A 17,118-nucleotide genomic window follows, 5' to 3' on the forward strand; every position below is an offset into this window, starting at 1 on the left:
TTATACAGGAATATAAGTATTCTAAAAACAAGCCAAGGCAGTACAATCCTTGACTTGCACGATTAAATAGAGCATTCAATTATATTTTTTCATCGTTGCATTGTCCTTTTGTATAAAACAATCTAAAAGGGAATAACCAGCTATTAAACTAATAATCGTAACAAAAGTTGTATTTATTAGAATAATATTAACTAAATAAGGTAGGTATTCGGCAAGTGGTGAAAAGAGTAGTGCTGGGGAAAAGGAAATGAATAGTGTAGGCACTGTAATAGCAATAAATTTATCCGGTTGAAAGCTCCAGTTTTGTTTACTCGTTTCGCGATTAATAGATTGAAGGAATCGTAATAAAATGCCAACTATAAGAGGGAAGAGTGTAAAGTAGAATAATCTTGGATAAACGTTAAAGTTCACTTGTGCATCTGTATCTAAATAAAATTGAATTTTTACTCCTACAAATAATAATAAGACGATAAATAATGTGAAGCAGAGGTATAGCATCAATTTTTGCATTATATTCCACCATCCTTTACTCAAAATATATTCAAAAAAAGAAGAGATATACAATAACTACTGTTGTATATCTCTTCTTTTACTGTTAGTTAATAGTGGAGTTTGCTTTTTCTTGCTTCGTGAAATAATCAATAATGCCCATTGCGCTAATTTCTATATCTAAATGTAAAATATTATAAACGGAATGATCTGATGGAACGTTTAACTTTGTAAGATGAGAAGAGATTTTATCCATTAACAAAGTTTGTAAAGCTTTAGTCGCTTCATCGAAATCATTATACTTGTCAAAGACTTCCTTACCAGTCTGAACGAAAATAGGTAGCCAATGTTCCAATTGATTGTATACTTCTGTAACATGAGAGGATGCGCCGTAATGACCGAAATAAATAGTATCTACATTCATGCTTTGAATGTGATTTTTAGAAGCAATCATCGCATCTGGTTGGAATTGTGAAGGGGACGTTGATGGTAGATATAACTCTACATCAACGTCTGCGAGTTCTCTATAATAAATTCCAATTGTATCACCAGTAAAAATCCCGTTTGTTAATGAATCGTGAATGCTAATATGGTGCTTCGCATGTCCTGGTGTATCATAAAATGTAAGGGTGCGGTCTTTTGCAATTTTTAACATATCACCATGTTGTACAATATGAACACGTTCTTCTTCAATTGGAAGAATTGGGTCAAAGAGTTTATCGAAATCTTCTTTGTAGACAGCTTTTGCACCTAAAATAAGTTTTGTTGGATCAATCATATGACGAGCACCACGAGAATGCACATATAACGTAGCATTTGGGCACTTTTCCATCATTAAACCAGCTGCGCCAGCGCGATCTAAATGCACATGTGTAACGATAATGTTTTTAACATCGTTTAAATCAATATGTAATTGTTGTAAGCCGTCTAAAATATACGGAAGAGAAGGGGCTGCACAAGTTTCAATTAAAGTAATATCGTCACCTAATAAAACGTACGTACCTGTTCGTTCATTATGCTGTAAATCGAAATCATCAATAAGATATAGGTGAGAAGATAATTGCTCTACTTTTTTCATAGTTACCACTCCTTATATACTGCATGTTTTTATTATACGCTAAAATAGAAAAAAGGCAGAAAACGAAGCTCGTCTTCTGCCTTTTTGTAATATTATTATTTCGTTTGTTGTTTATTAACAGACATAATGAACAGTCCAACAATCCCGCCTACTAATGGAAGCATAATCTCTCCTGCTAAATTAAAGTAGGAGCTTAAGAATAAACCATTTACATCGATTACCCAGCCAGTAACATACAATAACATCATATATAGTACGAAATAAAACTCGCGATTTGAAATCGTTTCATGTTGTGCAGTTTTCATAATGAACACCATCCTTTTCTTTTATAATGGAATATAAACTGTCACATTTTGTTCACAATTCAATTGTAAAACTTTCCATCATAAAAGTCTAGTAGTTTGTGTCGAATTTTCGAACAGAAATAAAGCGCTATCATTACAACTTATAAGTACGTAATAAGAGCTGTATATTCACGAATGTAGTATAGTATAAACATAGAATGATAGTGAAGAGAGGGGCAAAGACAATGACAGTTTATGATTTTTCAGCTAAAACAATTACAGGTGAAGAAAAATCGTTAAAAGATTACAAAGGAAAAGCACTTCTTATTGTCAATGTAGCTAGCAAATGTGGTTTCACACCACAATATAAAGGATTACAAGAGGTATATGATAAATATAAAGACCAAGGACTCGAAATACTCGGATTTCCTTGTAACCAATTCGGGGGACAAGAACCAGGTACAGAAGCGGACATTACTAGTTTTTGTGAATTAAACTACGGTGTAAACTTCCCGATGTTTGCAAAGGTTGATGTGAAAGGTGATAAGGCTCACCCTCTATATACATACATGACAGAACAAGCACCAGGTTTACTTGGTATGAAAGCAGTGAAATGGAATTTTACAAAGTTTTTAATCGGAAAAGACGGGAAAGTAGTAGGGCGTTTTGCTCCGCAGACGAAGCCGGTAGATTTAGAGGTTGAGATTGAGAAGGTGCTTGGAGAATAATTAGGAGTTTCACTTTATTAAAAAACGTCTCAAAGAACAATGTAGTTCTTTGAGACGTTTTCTTTAAACTCACATTTTCAAGATTAAATAACTGTATCAAAGCCATCTGATTTAGGTAGAGAAGCTGCTTTTTTCATAAGCACTTCCCATAAGTGTACAGATTTCTTCCATTCTTCTGCAGCCTGCTCCTGTTTATACATAGCGTTCTCATAACTGGCAGTAAGTTGTTGCATATCGGCCGAGTTGTAAAGTGTATCGATATGGAGAGCGTATTCTCGGAATGTTTGACTTTCACTCCGTGGTATGCCAATTCTCGCAAATTGTTTTAAAAGTGCACCGTAAGCTTTTTGATAAACAGCATCATTTTTTCGGTATTTATAGAAATGAATAATAAGAAATGTCATCCAGTTCATTCTAGTGGTGAAGAGAATGTATCCTATAATACTAATTAGTATCGTAGAGAGGAATACGTACCACCAAGAAAAACTAGTTTTAGAATTTGTGACCTTTTTAGTAGAAGCTTCTTCTGTATTTTCTATTAAACTTTTAAGTTTTGCTTCATTATTTCGTTGTTGTATTTGCTCGGTATTAGAATTATTTGCTTCGCTATTTTGTGAAATAGGAGCAGGCGTATTATTTATAAAATTATAGGGATTGGTAAATCCTTTTGTTGGTTCGAATGGAATCCATCCGTATCCTGGGAAATATACTTCGACCCAAGAGTGTGCGTTATCGTTCGTGATTGTATAAACATCCGCACCTTCTGCAGAGGCAAGTGTATTGTCAAGAGTTCCTTCTGTATAGCCTTTTACCCAGCGAGCAGGAATCCCGGCAGAACGAAGTAGTACAATCATAGACGTCGAAAAATTATTACAGTAGCCGCTTTTTGTATCGAAAAGGAATTGATCTACATAATCTTGGCTTTTGGCAGGGAATAAGACATTCGTTGATTCGTATGTAAAAGAGTTGTCTGTGAAGTAATCTTCAATAGCTAATACTTTATCATATCGGTTGTCTTTATCATTTGTAAGATTGACAGCCAAGTCTTTTACACGCTGTGGTAATGACTCGGGAAGTTGTGTGTACTTTGTCATAAAATAAGGGTTTGTTTCTTGACCTTCATTTGTTTTTACAGCTTTCAAGTTTTCTATGGAAAACTCAGGGATCTCATATGTTACTTTATACGAATGTAAAGTAGTAGAAGAGTCTTCATTCATTGTATAAATTTTTTCTGAAAACGGGTCAACACTGTATGATACATCAGAAGAAGCCTCAACTGATACTAATCCTGCTGGATAGGTAAGGTGAGGGTAACTTTTTTGCATGGTAATTGTTGCCTCAGTCGTTTCCGTTTTTGTATTTTGTTCGTACCAGCTTACGACGTCGTTTTTATTTTTAAAAGAAATCTTTTTCGGATTTTCAGAAATTCCCCAGCCTTTTCCTGTATAGAAATCTTTTGTTTCTACTCTCCAATAGTGTTTGTTTTGCGTTCGTGCTGTGAAAACAATTGTAGGATCCGCCTTAAAAGGACCACCTAATCGCGAGTCATCTAAACCATACCCAATTGTAGAAACTTTTTGTTCTTTACTTGCTTCAGATGTGTTGAATTTTAAAAAATCCATTGGGTTTGGCCATTGAGGGCCAAATTTTGGAGCAAAGTATGCGATGGTTACTAATAATACAATAAATATTGTAAGTGGTCTAAGTAATTTTGAGATTTCCCTAGCATAATTTTGTAAGTGTTCACGCTCTTTTATTCGTTCTACTTGAAGAAGACTAAGCATAAAAAATCCGATGACAACAGTTCGAATAATAGCGTAGTTTGCATTGTATAAATGTAAGTTATGAAAAGTTGCGATATAAATAATAGTCAATACAAGAAATAGAAACCCACGTTTTTTATGAATAATCCAAAATGAAGTGAAAGAACTCAAAAACCAAAATGAGAGAAAAAATAAAACCGTCGGAAAAACTGGAGAAATATCTAGTAAATTCCCTTGGAAAAATAGGGAGGAATTTCGAGACATATCAGAAAAGAATGTTGTTAGCCAAGATGGATTTATAAAAGCATTTTTATAATATAGGGAATGAATGATAAATAGGACTGTGACAATTTTTATTGGAATCTGCCACCTCGTCTGAAAAAAAGAGAGAGCGAAGCAAATTCCTATAAATGTTACGAAAATATCTAATCTACCTACATTTGTAATGCCTATAAGAGGTCTTAGCCATTCTAGTAAAAGAAGAAATACACATGCATGCATAAAGAATCTGTTCGTATCCCACTTGTATTTTGTTTGTAATGTTATCATTTGCTCACCTCAAAAAACACGTTTGTATACCGGTTTTCATAAACCGTGTTTACAAATATTTGTCGTTTTTTTAGAGTTTCTATTATACTGATTTCTCGGTGTGAAAGTTGATTCGCTTTTTCTTTCACGACAAAAACCATACATTTTCTATTTTTTATAGCAGCACAATCAGCCGCCTTTTGAATATCGGGAGAAAGATTACTGGTCACGAGTATAACCGTGACGGGCTCATAAATTTTTCTTAGTTCCATGTCTACACTCTGGGAGAGCGGGAATACACTGTCTGCTTGCACTTTTGCTAAATGACAAAGGATTTGTTGTAACTGCGTATCTCCATTGTCTAAAGGGAAGATAGTTTGTTCTTTTCCGATAGACACGAATGATGCTGGTGAATTTTGTTTCAAGACAGCCCTTACGATAGAGGCAGTAAATGTGACGACTGATTCGAATAGAGGAGACTCGGTTCTGTCTATGAATATCATGACATTATGGCTGCGCTGCTGTTCAAACTCTTTTGTCATAATATTGTTTGTTCGTGCAGTTGCTTTCCAATCAATCCATGAAAAGCGATCACCAGGTTTATAGTCTCTGACACCGACAGAGATTGTAGAGTCTTTTGCTGAATTTATATTTGCTGAAAGCGCTCCTTGTTCGAAATGATTTTCCAATTGTCGATATGCTATATCTACATACTGGGGATAGACTAAAAATGTATCTGGAACTGAAAAAGTTACTTCTTTCTCTATCATACCGAATAAATCGCCAGTTTTGACACGAACGCTTGAAAAAGTGTGCTCGCCTCTAGGGATTGTGTCAATAACATATTGAAACGAAATATTTCGTTTCAATCCTGGGAAGAGTACTACCTTATTCATCTTTGTTTGTTTACAACTTATAAATTGTGGTGGCAGTTCATCTTCTATAACTAAATAAAGTAAGGGGAAAGGAAGTTTTCTTTTTATTGTAATCGTGCTTACAAATTGTTCTCCTACTACATATCCATTTTGGTTTGTTATTCGTTTTACTTCAGCGTCCCGTAAAGCGTAGAAGGGGAGTAGTAGCGAATAAAGAGCAATGGGAATTATGCTGTAAAACAAAAACCAACTGACAAACCCGCCTTGAAACATAGCGTACATAAATGTTAAGACTAGGCATAAAGGGAGTAGCAATAACTTCATAACGTGATATAGCGCTCGCAGCATTCGTTTCATCAAGGGTTCATCGTCCTTTGAGTAGGCACGGTAGTTCGTGCAACGATTTTTGCGATAACTTGTTCGCCAGTTATTCCTTCAAATTTTGCTTCCATTTTTAGAATGAGTCTATGTGCTAAAACGTAAGGAGCTAAAAATTTAACATCGTCTGGAATAACATAATTCCTGCCATGGATAAATGCATAAGCTTGTGAAGCTTTCATTAAAGCAATCGAGCCACGTGGACTTGCACCTAACTGTATAGAACTGTACGTACGAGTCTGATTAACAAGCTTTACAATGTAATGCTTAATTGCTTTGTCCATACTTACTACCCGTACGCTTTGTTGTAAATAAAGTAATTCTTGTATTGTAGTAATGGTTTGTAATTGAGAGAGTGGATTTGTTTTTTCCATCCGGTTTAAAATTTCAAATTCTTCCTCTGGTGTAGGATATCCCATTTTTAGTTTCAATAAGGAACGATCGAGCTGAGCTTCTGGTAGAGAATATGTTCCTTCATATTCGACCGGATTTTGTGTAGCCATGACAAAGAACGGTTTTGGTAAAGGTCTTGTAATGCCATCTATTGTAATATTGCCTTCTTCCATACATTCAAGTAAAGCAGATTGTGTCTTTGGAGATGTACGATTAATTTCATCAGCAAGTACAAAATTCCCCATAATTGGTCCAGGCTTGAACTCAAATTGGAGCTCTTTCGGATTATAAATAGAAACTCCTGTTACATCTGACGGCAATAAATCAGGTGTAAATTGAATTCGCTTATAATCAGCATCAATGGATTTAGAAAGAGCACGTACTAGCATTGTTTTCCCGACACCAGGAACATCTTCTAATAGCACATGACCTTCAGCTAAGAGAGCTGTCAAAGCTAAGATTGTTTCTTTTCGTTTTCCGACCATTATTTTTTCAATATTATTGATTATTTTTTCTACAGTGGGATGTAATGAATCAAGCTGGGGCATCGTAATCCTCCTAATGTTATTATCGTTTTCTAATCAATTTAGTGGACATATTTCTAATTCTATATGTAGATAGTAAAGGTCTAACTTAAATTCTGAGAATATTCAGATTATTTATTTCAATTACATCTAGTATAATTGTTTCCGTAACTAAGGGCAATACAGTAAATAATGATTTGTAGTTTTATGTAAAATAAGACTCGATATAAAATAATAACATTGGGAAAAATATTTTTACATACAATTTATACTCTTTTCCTTATGGCAGTTTTGAAATAATATCAAAACTCTTTTTCTTTTGCAAAATAGTTGATACCTCAAAATACCATTCTCCTAATAATTACGATTAACCATAACCTTTACAACGGAACAAAAGGTTTTCTCACAAACTTATTTTCTACTGAATTTTTGACAATCTCTTGAACTGTGCGAAATGTCACATCTGCATTTTACAACTTCTCTTATAGTAAGGGTATGTAAGAGAGACGTATTAAAGGAGTGAACAGTATGAAGAAAAAACCTTCAGCACTAATGAGACGTTTAAAATATTTTTCACCAATAGATCGATATAACGATAATCATACACAAGAAACATATGAAAATCGCGAATGGGAAAATGTGTACAGAAAGAGATGGCAACATGATAAAGTAATCCGCTCTACACATGGTGTGAACTGTACTGGTTCATGCAGTTGGAATATATATGTGAAAGATGGAATTGTAACTTGGGAAGGGCAGGAGCTTAATTATCCAACGACAGGTCCTGATATGCCAGATTTTGAACCACGAGGATGTCCACGTGGAGCAAGTTTTTCTTGGTATATCTATAGTCCACTTCGTGTGAAATATCCGTATGTACGTGGTGTTCTATGGAGTATGTGGCAAGAGGAACTAAAAAATAACGAGTCACCACTAGATGCTTGGAAAAGTATTGTGGAAAACCCTGAAAAAGCATGTAAGTATAAGCAGGCGCGTGGTAAAGGTGGATTTATTCGTGCGAATTGGGATGAAGTATTACAACTCGTTTCAGCTTCTCTACTTTATACAGTAATTAAATACGGGCCAGATCGAAATGTTGGCTTTTCACCAATTCCAGCTATGTCGATGTTAAGTCATGCTGCAGGTAGCCGCTTTATGCAACTTATGGGTGGACCAATGCTTAGTTTTTATGATTGGTACGCAGATTTACCACCAGCTTCTCCGCAAATTTGGGGCGATCAAACAGATGTACCAGAAAGTAGTGACTGGTATAACTCTGGTTACATTATGACATGGGGTTCAAATGTACCGATGACGAGAACACCAGATGCTCACTTTTTAGCAGAGGTTCGATATAAAGGAACGAAAGTCGTTTCTGTCAGTCCTGACTTCGCTGAATCTACAAAGTTTGCGGATGATTGGATTAGTGTGAAACAAGGTACAGATGGTGCACTTGCGATGGCAATGGGGCATGTGATCTTACAAGAATTTTACGTAGATAATCAAGTGGAATATTTCACAAAGTATGCGAAGCAATATACTGATTTTCCTTTCTTTGTCACATTGAAACAAAAAGGAGATCAATTCGTTGCTGATCGTTTCTTAAACGCTGCTGATATTGGACGCGAAACGAAGTTAGGAGAATGGAAACCTGTTCTTTGGAACGAGAACACGAATGATTTTGCAACACCTCATGGCACAATGGGCTCACGTTGGGATAACGAAAAGAAATGGAACTTGCGTTTAGAAGATGAAGAAACAGGTGAAAAGATTGATCCACGTCTTTCTTTACTTGGAATGGAAGAATCGATTGGAACTGTACAAATTCCGTACTTCTCTGATAATGGAAACAAAGTACTAGAACGTACAATTCCAGTGAAAAAGGTTATGACAGAAGAAGGCGAAGTGTTCGTTACAACTGTATACGACTTAACGTTAGCAAATTACGGCGTGAACCGAGGGCTTGGCGGACAAGAGCCGAAAGACTTCAATGATGACGTTCCGTTTACACCTGCATGGCAAGAGAAAATGACAGGAGTAAAACGTGAGCTTATTATTCAAATCGCTCGTGAGTTCGCACAAAATGCTGTGGATACGAACGGTCGCTCAATGATTATTGTCGGAGCTGGTATTAACCATTGGTTTAACTCTGATACGATTTATCGCGCCGTTTTAAATCTTGTACTTCTCGTTGGGGCACAAGGTGTAAACGGCGGTGGCTGGGCGCATTACGTTGGGCAAGAAAAATTACGACCAGCAGAAGGATGGCAAACAATCGCGATGGCAAAAGATTGGCAAGGGCCACCAAAATTACAAAATGGTACATCTTTCTTCTATTTCGTAACAGATCAATGGCGCTATGAAGATACACCAGTTGGACATTTAGCATCACCAGTGGAAGGAAACTCTCGTTATCAACACCACGGTGATTATAACGTTTTAGCGGCGCGACTTGGTTGGTTACCTTCTTATCCTACATTTGAGAAAAATGGAATTGAACTATATAAAGAAGCTGTTGCTGCTGGTGCAACAACACAAGAAGAAATCGGAAAATACGTTGCACAAAAACTAAAAGAAAAAGAACTGAAATTTGCGATTGAAGATCCAGATAACAAAAATAACTTCCCGCGCAACTTATTCGTATGGCGTGCGAACTTAATTTCAAGTTCCGGTAAAGGGCACGAATATTTCTTAAAACATTTACTAGGTACAACAAACGGATTAATGAATGACGATAGTGATTCATTACGACCAGAAGAAATTAAGTGGCATGAAGAAGCACCAGAAGGGAAGCTTGATTTACTTATTAATTTAGATTTCCGTATGGCTGGAACAGCACTGTATTCTGATATCGTATTACCAGCTTCAACTTGGTACGAAAAACATGATTTAAGTAGTACAGATATGCATCCATTTGTGCATCCTTTTAATCCAGCAATCGGTTCACCGTGGGAAGCACGCTCTGATTGGGACATTTTCACTTCACTTTCTAAAGCTGTGTCAGATTTAGCGAAGAAAATTGATCTTGAACCAATGAAAGAAGTTGTTGCAACACCACTTCTTCATGATACACCGCAAGAATTAGCGCAACCACTTGGCAAGATTAAAGATTGGAGTAAAGGTGAATGTGAACCAATCCCGGGTAAAACGATGCCACAAATTCATGTTGTCGAAAGAGATTATAAAATGATTTATGACAAAATGACTGCGCTTGGACCGAATGTCGGAAAACAACCGATTGGTACGAAAGGGATCTCTTGGTCTGCGGAAAAAGAGTATGAGCAATTAAAGAGCAAATTAGGAGTTGTTCGAACGGATTCTATCGCAAAAGGTTGCCCAGACATCAAAGAAGCAATCAATGCTGCTGAAGCGGTATTAACACTATCTTCTACAACAAACGGTCATATGGCAGTAAAAGCATGGGAAGCACTTGAAAAACAAACAGATCTAAAATTACGTGATTTAGCAGAAGAACGTGAAGAGGAATGCTTCACATTCGAACAAATTACAGCACAGCCGAAAACAGTAATTACTTCTCCAGCATTTACAGGTTCAGAAAAAGGTGGACGCCGTTACTCACCGTTTACAACAAATGTGGAACGTCTTATCCCTTGGAGAACGATAACTGGTCGACAATCTTTCTACTTAGACCATGACATGATGAAAGAATTTGGTGAAACGATGGCAACATTTAAACCAATTCTGCAACATAAACCGTTCCGTAAATCACGGCCCGAAGTAGAAGGGAAAGAGATTACACTAAACTATTTAACACCGCATAATAAGTGGTCGATTCATAGTATGTACTTCGATTCATTACCGATGTTAACGCTATTTAGAGGTGGTCCAACTGTTTGGATGAATAAAGAGGACGCTGCTGAAGCGGGTGTTGCAGATAATGATTGGATTGAGTGCTTTAATCGTAACGGTGTTGTTGTAGCGCGTGCTGTTGTAACGCATCGTATACCGAGAGGAATGGCGTTTATGCACCATGCGCAAGATCGTCATATTAACGTACCTGGTACGAAATTAACAAGTAACCGGGGGGGAACGCATAATAGTCCAACTCGAATTCACGTTAAACCAACACATATGATTGGTGGATACGGTCAATTAAGTTATGGATTTAACTATTATGGTCCGACTGGGAACCAGCGCGATTTAAACGTTGTAATTCGCAAACTGAAGGAGGTAGATTGGCTTGAAGATTAAAGCACAAGTCGGAATGGTTATGAACCTAGATAAATGCATCGGTTGCCATACTTGTAGCGTAACGTGCAAAAACACCTGGACAAATCGTCCAGGTGCTGAATATATGTATTTCAATAACGTAGAAACGAAACCTGGCATTGGTTATCCGAAGCAATGGGAAGATCAGGAGAAATATAAAGGCGGCTGGGAATTGAAAAATGGTGAAATTCAGCTGAAATCTGGTTCGAAAATGAAACGTCTTATGAACATTTTCCACAATCCAGATCAACCAACAATTGATGATTACTTTGAACCTTGGAATTATGATTATGAAACATTAACAAATAGCCCACAGCGTAAGCATCAACCAGTTGCTCGTCCGAAATCAGCAATTACAGGCGAATTTATCGACAAAATTGAATGGGGTCCAAACTGGGAGGACGATTTAGCAGGCGGACATATAACAGGATTACAAGATCCGAATGTAAAGAAAATGGAAGAAGAAATTAAAACAGATTTTGAAAACGTCTTTATGATGTATTTACCACGCATATGCGAACATTGTATGAATCCATCGTGCGTATCATCTTGTCCATCTGGTGCAATGTATAAACGTGAAGAAGACGGGATTGTACTTGTGGATCAAAATGCATGTCGTGCTTGGAGATTCTGCGTATCATCTTGTCCATATAAAAAAGTGTATTTTAACTGGCAAACGAATAAAGCTGAAAAATGTACAATGTGTTTCCCACGTATTGAGGCTGGTATGCCAACAATTTGTTCAGAAACATGTGTAGGACGTATCAGATATATTGGGGTAATGCTATATGACGCTGATAAAGTAAAAGAAGCAGCGTCTGTTGAAGACGAAAAAGATTTATATGAATCTCAGCTTACTGTTTTCCTAGATCCAAATGATCCAGAAGTGGCGGCTGAAGCGAAAAAACAAGGCATTCCTGAAGAATGGATTAAAGCGGCACAAGAGTCACCAATCTATAAAATGATTATCGATTGGAAAATTGCTCTGCCTCTTCATCCAGAGTATCGTACAATGCCGATGGTTTGGTATATTCCGCCGCTTAGCCCAATTATGAATATGGTGGAAGGGAAAGGCAGTAACTGGCAAGCAGAAGAGATTTTCCCTGCTATCGATAATATGCGTATTCCAATTCAATATTTAGCGAATTTACTCACTGCAGGAGATGAATCACACATTCGTCTTACATTGAAGAAAATGGCTGTTATGCGAACGCATATGAGAGCGCTGCAAATTAATAAAGAACCAAATGAAGCTGTATTAAAAGAACTTGGTTTAACAAAACAGGATGTAGAAGATATGTATCGTCTTCTTGCTATTGCGAAATATAAAGATCGCTTCGTCATTCCGGGCACTCATCGTGAACAAGTGGCAGATTTATATAGCGAACAAGGAAGTTGTGGTTTAGCATTCGCAGGTGGTCCAGGCTCTTGTATGACAATTTCTTAAATAAAGGGGGCAGAAAAATATGAAACAAAGTTTACAAACTGCTTTTTCTTGTTCTTCATTCCTTCTCTCCTATCCTGAACTAGGGTGGAGTGAAGCTTTAACTGAATTACTAGAAGAGATTGAAGCGATTGAACAGGACGATGTTAAAGCTTCACTTGCAACATTTATAAAACAAGCGCTAAATAAAACGAATGATCAATTGATTGATAGTTACGTATATACATTCGATTTTGGTAAGAAAACAAATATGTATCTTACTTATATGAACACTGGTGAACAAAGAGAAAGAGGTATTGAATTACTGGAGTTAAAACAGCATTATAAAAAATCAGGTTTTGAAGTAACAGATAAAGAATTACCTGATTATTTACCGCTATTGCTTGAGTTTTTTGCAAATGCAAATGAGCAAGACAGTGAACCAATTATGAGTAAATACAAGGAGAACATACAAGCATTACACGTTCAGTTAAAAGAAGCAGGTAGTATGTATAAACCAATTCTTGCGGCTGTTCTACTCGCTATCGATACATGGGGTGTACAGACAAATTAGAAAGGAGAGTTGTTAAAATGATGGATCAATTTCTATGGGTATTGTTTCCCTATATCATTTTTGCAATCTTTATCGGTGGACATATTTTTAGATACAACTATGATCAATTTGGATGGACATCAAAATCTAGTGAACTATTAGAAAAGAAAATGCTCCGAATCGGAAGTCTATTATTCCACTTTGGGATTATGTTCGTAATTGGCGGTCATGTTATGGGGATTTTAATTCCAGAAGCTGTATACCGTTCAATAGGTATTTCTGAGCATATGTATCATGTAGTAGCAATTAGTTTTGGTCTTCCGGCAGGTGTTGCTTCTATCATCGGTTTAATTATATTAACGTACCGCCGCGTAACTGTAAAACGTATCATTGCAACGAGTACAAAGGGAGATTATATTGCGCTTATTTTATTACTTATCGTAATGCTAGCAGGACTTTCTTCAACATTTTTAAATATCGATTCAAAAGGATTTGATTATCGTACAACAATTGGCCCTTGGTTCCGAAGTCTCTTTATTTTCCAACCGAAAGTTGAATATATGATGGAAGTACCAGTATGGTTTAAAATTCATATTCTTGCGGGAATGGGGCTTTTCGCAGTATGGCCATTTACTAGACTGGTACACGTATTTAGTGCCCCAATTAAATATATAAGCCGTAGCTATGTAATTTACAGAAGACGTATTCCTAATGAGCTGAAAAAATAATTTAGTTTTATATGTTTCGTAATTTATAAAGAAAGCCGAGATCTAATTGGAGACCTCGGTTTTCTTTGTAGGTATAAGTATCTAAATAAGACGCTAATCAATGCTACAAACAGAAGCAGAGCAATCTTCACAAGCAATTTCACATTTTAAAAATTGTAAATCGTGGATTGTAATCTTTCCTTTATGAATTGAAATTGTACCTTGCTTTTTTAATTCATTTAACATTCGATTTACACTTTCACGTGAAGTTGCACAGAAATTAGCAAGTTCTTGATTTGTTAATGGTAAATCGATGAGAATCCCATTTTCTTTTAATATACCGTAACTATTTGTCATTCGTATAAGGGTAGAATACAGGGCACCTTTTTTGCCGTGTAATACTAAATCTCGGAACTTCGTTTGCATTCTTCTTAAATGTTCACTAATCCATTTCATAAATTCAAATACAAGAGCTGGTTTTTGGAGTAATTCTTTTTCTAACGCTTCACGCTTTATAACGCCTACTTCAACATCTTCAAGGCATTTTGAATTTAATAAATACTTCGCATTATCCGTGAACAATGTTAATTCTCCAATAATGTCGTATGCCGAACAAATTCGAAGTGTTAGTTCTTGTCCGTCAGCACTAAGTTTACTAATTTGTACTTTTCCTGAGTGGATGATATAGAGTTCGGTTGCCTCCATACCTTCCTGAAAAATAAAACTACCTTTTTTAATTTGCATTTTATATTCAACAGATGCAAGTAATTCTTTTAAATCTTGAGATAATGTCATACTGTTTGCCACAGCAATCACCTTTCTTCTTATAAGCAATACATTTCCTATTTTGAGTGTAAATATGATGAAAATGCAAGAGCTATTTTAAAAATAATGTAAAATTTCAATGACCGTAAAGAGTATGTCCTGAAGATGTGAACAAAATACGAACGGATTTGTGAAAAGTTTTTGAATGGGGAAAGTGATGTGAGAAAAGTCACATTGAATATGTAGCTTCTTTTTTATAATAAAGGCAAATAAAAAAATGAAAGCTTACTAAGGATTGCAGCAGAAAAGAAGGGATAGAGATGCACGAGAACATAAAAGATTCTTTAAAGCGGCCACTTCAAGATTTACGTATTTCAGTTATTGATCGTTGTAATTTTAGGTGTACATACTGTATGCCTGCTGAAGTGTTCGGACCTGATTACGCTTTTTTAAAGGAAGAGCTTTTATTAACGTTCGATGAAATAGAAAGGTTAGCGAGATTATTTATAAGTATGGGAGTTAATAAAATTAGGCTTACTGGCGGTGAACCTTTATTGCGTAAAGACTTATCGACGTTAATTGCAAGACTTACAAATCTAGAAGGCTTACAAGATATTGGACTCACAACAAACGGAATTCATTTAGCAAAACAAGCTAAGGCGCTAAAAGAAGCAGGATTAAAGCGTGTGAATATTAGTTTAGATGCAATAGAGGATCATGTCTTCCAAAAAATTAATGGAAGAAATGTAAGTACGAAACCTGTACTGAAAGGAATTGAAGCAGCGAAGGAAGCTGGATTAGAAGTAAAGGTAAATATGGTCGTAAAAAAAGGGATGAATGATAGTCAAATTCTTCCTATGGTTCGTTATTTTAAAGAACAAGAAATACAGTTACGTTTCATTGAGTTTATGGATGTAGGCAGTACGAACGGATGGAACTTTGAGCAAGTCGTTACGAAGGAACAATTAATAGAGAAAATTAATCGTGTATATCCAATTGAGCCCGCTCAGCCTCGTTACTTTGGAGAGGTTGCGAAATTGTATCGATATGTAGGGAGTAATGCAGAAGTGGGATTTATTACTTCTGTTTCTGAGTCATTTTGTTCTTCTTGTACGAGAGCACGTATTTCGGCAGATGGTAAGTTTTTTACGTGCCTATTTGGAGAAAAAGGAACGGATTTGCGAACGCTTCTTCGAGAAAATATTTCTGATGCCTCACTATTAAAAATTTTACAACATACATGGCGATATAGAACAGATCGATATTCAGATGAAAGAACGGTTGAGAGTGCAAGTAAACGTCCAAAAGTTGAAATGTCTTACATTGGTGGATAGTGAAAGGAGGATTTCTTATGCAAGAGCGTTATTCAAGACAAGTGTTGTTTTCTGGAATTGGTGAAATGGGACAAAGAAAAATAAGAGAAAAGCATGTGCTCCTAATCGGTGCGGGTGCACTAGGGGCTGCGAATGCAGAAGCACTCGCTAGGATGGGAATTGGGAAATTGACAATTGCCGATCGTGACTATGTCGAATGGAGTAATTTACAACGGCAACAGTTATATACAGAAGAAGATGCAAAACAATGCAAACCAAAAGCAATTGCAGCGGCAGAACATGTAAGAAAGATTAATTCTGAAGTGGAAATTGTACCAGTTGTAATGGATGTCACAATGCAAGAAATAGAAGAGTTAACAAAAGAAGTGGATCTCATTATAGATGCCACTGACAACTTCGATACGCGCCTACTTATAAATGATATTTCACAAAAAGAAAATATACCTTGGATATACGGTGGATGCGTTGGAGGTTACGGTGTAACGTATACAAGTCTTCCAGGAAAAACACCATGTTTTCGCTGCTTAATGGATCATCCGATGGGCGGTGCAACATGTGATACAGCGGGAATTATTCAGCCAGCTGTACAGATGGTTGTTGCTCACCAAGTGACAGAAGCAATGAAAATATTGGTGGATGATTTCGAGACGCTACGAGGAACAATGTTATCATTTGATATTTGGAACAATCAATTTCTCTCATTAAAAGTAAATAAACAGAAAAAAAGTACATGTCCATCTTGCGGAAATACACGTACGTACCCAAGTTTAACATTTGAATCACAGGTGAAAACGGAGGTGCTATGCGGACGGAATACAGTTCAAATCCGTTCAGGAATAAAGAGAGTTCTAAATTTAAACGAAATTCAAAAAAGATTACAAAAAATTGTACATGTCCAAAAAACGCCGTACTTACTATCATTTCTAATTGATGAATATCGTTTTGTTTTATTTACAGACGGTAGGGCATTTATTCATGGGACAAATGATGTGAAAATAGCAAAACGATTGTACGCAAAATATATAGGATGAACAGAGAGAGTTTCCCCCTTATTAAAACGAGGTGA

14 protein-coding genes are annotated in these 17,118 nt (G+C 36.3%); 7 read left to right on the forward strand and 7 right to left on the reverse strand.

Annotated elements, in window-relative coordinates; genetic code table 11:
- Nucleotides 1-75: 75 nt before the first annotated feature.
- The 3 genes from AC3WVZ_RS09360 to AC3WVZ_RS09370 form a co-directional block, all read right to left on the reverse strand.
- Nucleotides 76-510 carry a hypothetical protein gene (locus tag AC3WVZ_RS09360; protein ID WP_001170914.1) on the reverse strand — a complete coding sequence of 145 codons (435 nt, stop codon included), beginning with the start codon at nt 508-510 and terminating at the stop codon, nt 76-78.
- An 85-nt stretch (nt 511-595) separates the two neighbouring features.
- Nucleotides 596-1,567: an MBL fold metallo-hydrolase gene (locus AC3WVZ_RS09365; protein ID WP_233936306.1), complete on the reverse strand. Its 972-nt coding sequence runs from the start codon at nt 1,565-1,567 to the stop codon at nt 596-598.
- Nucleotides 1,568-1,662: 95 nt separating this feature from the next.
- Nucleotides 1,663-1,872, reverse strand: coding sequence for a DUF3925 domain-containing protein (locus AC3WVZ_RS09370; RefSeq protein ID WP_000844985.1), 210 nt, complete (start codon nt 1,870-1,872; stop codon nt 1,663-1,665).
- Between the two features lie 224 nt (nt 1,873-2,096).
- On the opposite strand from AC3WVZ_RS09370, the gene bsaA reads away from it, so the two are divergent.
- Complete coding sequence (gene bsaA, locus AC3WVZ_RS09375) at nt 2,097-2,579, forward strand: glutathione peroxidase (protein ID WP_000219440.1); 483 nt, start codon at nt 2,097-2,099, stop codon at nt 2,577-2,579.
- Between the two features lie 83 nt (nt 2,580-2,662).
- Here bsaA and AC3WVZ_RS09380 read toward each other — a convergent pair whose 3' ends face one another.
- The 3 genes from AC3WVZ_RS09380 to AC3WVZ_RS09390 are packed head-to-tail and all read right to left on the reverse strand — an operon-like array spanning nt 2,663 to nt 7,064.
- Nucleotides 2,663-4,891 (reverse strand): transglutaminase TgpA family protein, encoded by a 2,229-nt coding sequence (locus AC3WVZ_RS09380; protein ID WP_233936307.1) that lies wholly within the window; start codon nt 4,889-4,891, stop codon nt 2,663-2,665.
- On the reverse strand, nt 4,888-6,102 hold the full coding sequence (locus AC3WVZ_RS09385) for a DUF58 domain-containing protein (RefSeq protein ID WP_000827536.1): 1,215 nt from the start codon (nt 6,100-6,102) through the stop codon (nt 4,888-4,890). The genes AC3WVZ_RS09380 and AC3WVZ_RS09385 overlap by 4 nt, the downstream gene beginning before the upstream one ends.
- Entirely contained in the window at nt 6,102-7,064 is a 963-nt protein-coding gene (locus tag AC3WVZ_RS09390; RefSeq protein ID WP_233936308.1) for an AAA family ATPase, read from the reverse strand. The genes AC3WVZ_RS09385 and AC3WVZ_RS09390 overlap by 1 nt, the downstream gene beginning before the upstream one ends.
- 504 nt (nt 7,065-7,568) lie before the next feature.
- On the opposite strand from AC3WVZ_RS09390, the gene AC3WVZ_RS09395 reads away from it, so the two are divergent.
- The 4 genes from AC3WVZ_RS09395 to narI are packed head-to-tail and all read left to right on the forward strand — an operon-like array spanning nt 7,569 to nt 13,974.
- The gene (locus AC3WVZ_RS09395; RefSeq protein ID WP_100651431.1) at nt 7,569-11,252 is read left to right on the forward strand and encodes a nitrate reductase subunit alpha; all 3,684 of its coding nucleotides are present in this window, start codon (nt 7,569-7,571) and stop codon (nt 11,250-11,252) included.
- A complete protein-coding gene (narH, locus tag AC3WVZ_RS09400; protein ID WP_016512952.1) occupies nt 11,242-12,717 on the forward strand; it encodes a nitrate reductase subunit beta in 1,476 nt (491 codons plus the stop codon). The genes AC3WVZ_RS09395 and narH overlap by 11 nt, the downstream gene beginning before the upstream one ends.
- Before the next feature lie 19 nt (nt 12,718-12,736).
- Complete coding sequence (gene narJ / locus AC3WVZ_RS09405) at nt 12,737-13,267, forward strand: nitrate reductase molybdenum cofactor assembly chaperone (RefSeq protein WP_065211620.1); 531 nt, start codon at nt 12,737-12,739, stop codon at nt 13,265-13,267.
- A gap of 17 nt (nt 13,268-13,284) precedes the next feature.
- Nucleotides 13,285-13,974 (forward strand): respiratory nitrate reductase subunit gamma, encoded by a 690-nt coding sequence (narI, locus tag AC3WVZ_RS09410; protein ID WP_000969212.1) that lies wholly within the window; start codon nt 13,285-13,287, stop codon nt 13,972-13,974.
- Between the two features lie 93 nt (nt 13,975-14,067).
- Here narI and AC3WVZ_RS09415 read toward each other — a convergent pair whose 3' ends face one another.
- Entirely contained in the window at nt 14,068-14,760 is a 693-nt protein-coding gene (locus AC3WVZ_RS09415; protein ID WP_000013857.1) for a Crp/Fnr family transcriptional regulator, read from the reverse strand.
- A gap of 278 nt (nt 14,761-15,038) precedes the next feature.
- Here AC3WVZ_RS09415 and moaA point away from each other — a divergent pair, with 278 nt between their 5' ends.
- Nucleotides 15,039-16,052, forward strand: a complete 1,014-nt coding sequence (moaA, locus tag AC3WVZ_RS09420) for a GTP 3',8-cyclase MoaA (RefSeq protein WP_000545004.1) — start codon at nt 15,039-15,041, stop codon at nt 16,050-16,052.
- 17 nt (nt 16,053-16,069) lie between these two features.
- The gene (locus AC3WVZ_RS09425; RefSeq protein ID WP_001158123.1) at nt 16,070-17,083 is read left to right on the forward strand and encodes a molybdopterin-synthase adenylyltransferase MoeB; all 1,014 of its coding nucleotides are present in this window, start codon (nt 16,070-16,072) and stop codon (nt 17,081-17,083) included.
- Nucleotides 17,084-17,118: the final 35 nt, after the last annotated feature.

The sequence above is a fragment of the Bacillus sp. CPT56D-587-MTF genome (assembly GCF_058792335.1).

Bases quoted from the DNA above. Each gene is read 5' to 3' on its own strand.
- narI (WP_000969212.1), top strand. From the start codon at position 13,285: ATGATGGATCAATTTCTATGGGTATTGTTTCCCTATATCATTTTTGCA.
- moaA (WP_000545004.1), top strand. From the start codon at position 15,039: ATGCACGAGAACATAAAAGATTCTTTAAAGCGGCCACTTCAAGATTTA.
- AC3WVZ_RS09360 (WP_001170914.1), bottom strand. From the start codon at position 510: ATGCAAAAATTGATGCTATACCTCTGCTTCACATTATTTATCGTCTTA.
- narJ (WP_065211620.1), top strand. From the start codon at position 12,737: ATGAAACAAAGTTTACAAACTGCTTTTTCTTGTTCTTCATTCCTTCTC.
- AC3WVZ_RS09395 (WP_100651431.1), top strand. From the start codon at position 7,569: ATGAAGAAAAAACCTTCAGCACTAATGAGACGTTTAAAATATTTTTCA.
- AC3WVZ_RS09380 (WP_233936307.1), bottom strand. From the start codon at position 4,891: ATGATAACATTACAAACAAAATACAAGTGGGATACGAACAGATTCTTT.
- AC3WVZ_RS09370 (WP_000844985.1), bottom strand. From the start codon at position 1,872: ATGAAAACTGCACAACATGAAACGATTTCAAATCGCGAGTTTTATTTC.
- AC3WVZ_RS09365 (WP_233936306.1), bottom strand. From the start codon at position 1,567: ATGAAAAAAGTAGAGCAATTATCTTCTCACCTATATCTTATTGATGAT.
- AC3WVZ_RS09385 (WP_000827536.1), bottom strand. From the start codon at position 6,102: ATGAAACGAATGCTGCGAGCGCTATATCACGTTATGAAGTTATTGCTA.
- AC3WVZ_RS09425 (WP_001158123.1), top strand. From the start codon at position 16,070: ATGCAAGAGCGTTATTCAAGACAAGTGTTGTTTTCTGGAATTGGTGAA.
- AC3WVZ_RS09390 (WP_233936308.1), bottom strand. From the start codon at position 7,064: ATGCCCCAGCTTGATTCATTACATCCCACTGTAGAAAAAATAATCAAT.
- bsaA (WP_000219440.1), top strand. From the start codon at position 2,097: ATGACAGTTTATGATTTTTCAGCTAAAACAATTACAGGTGAAGAAAAA.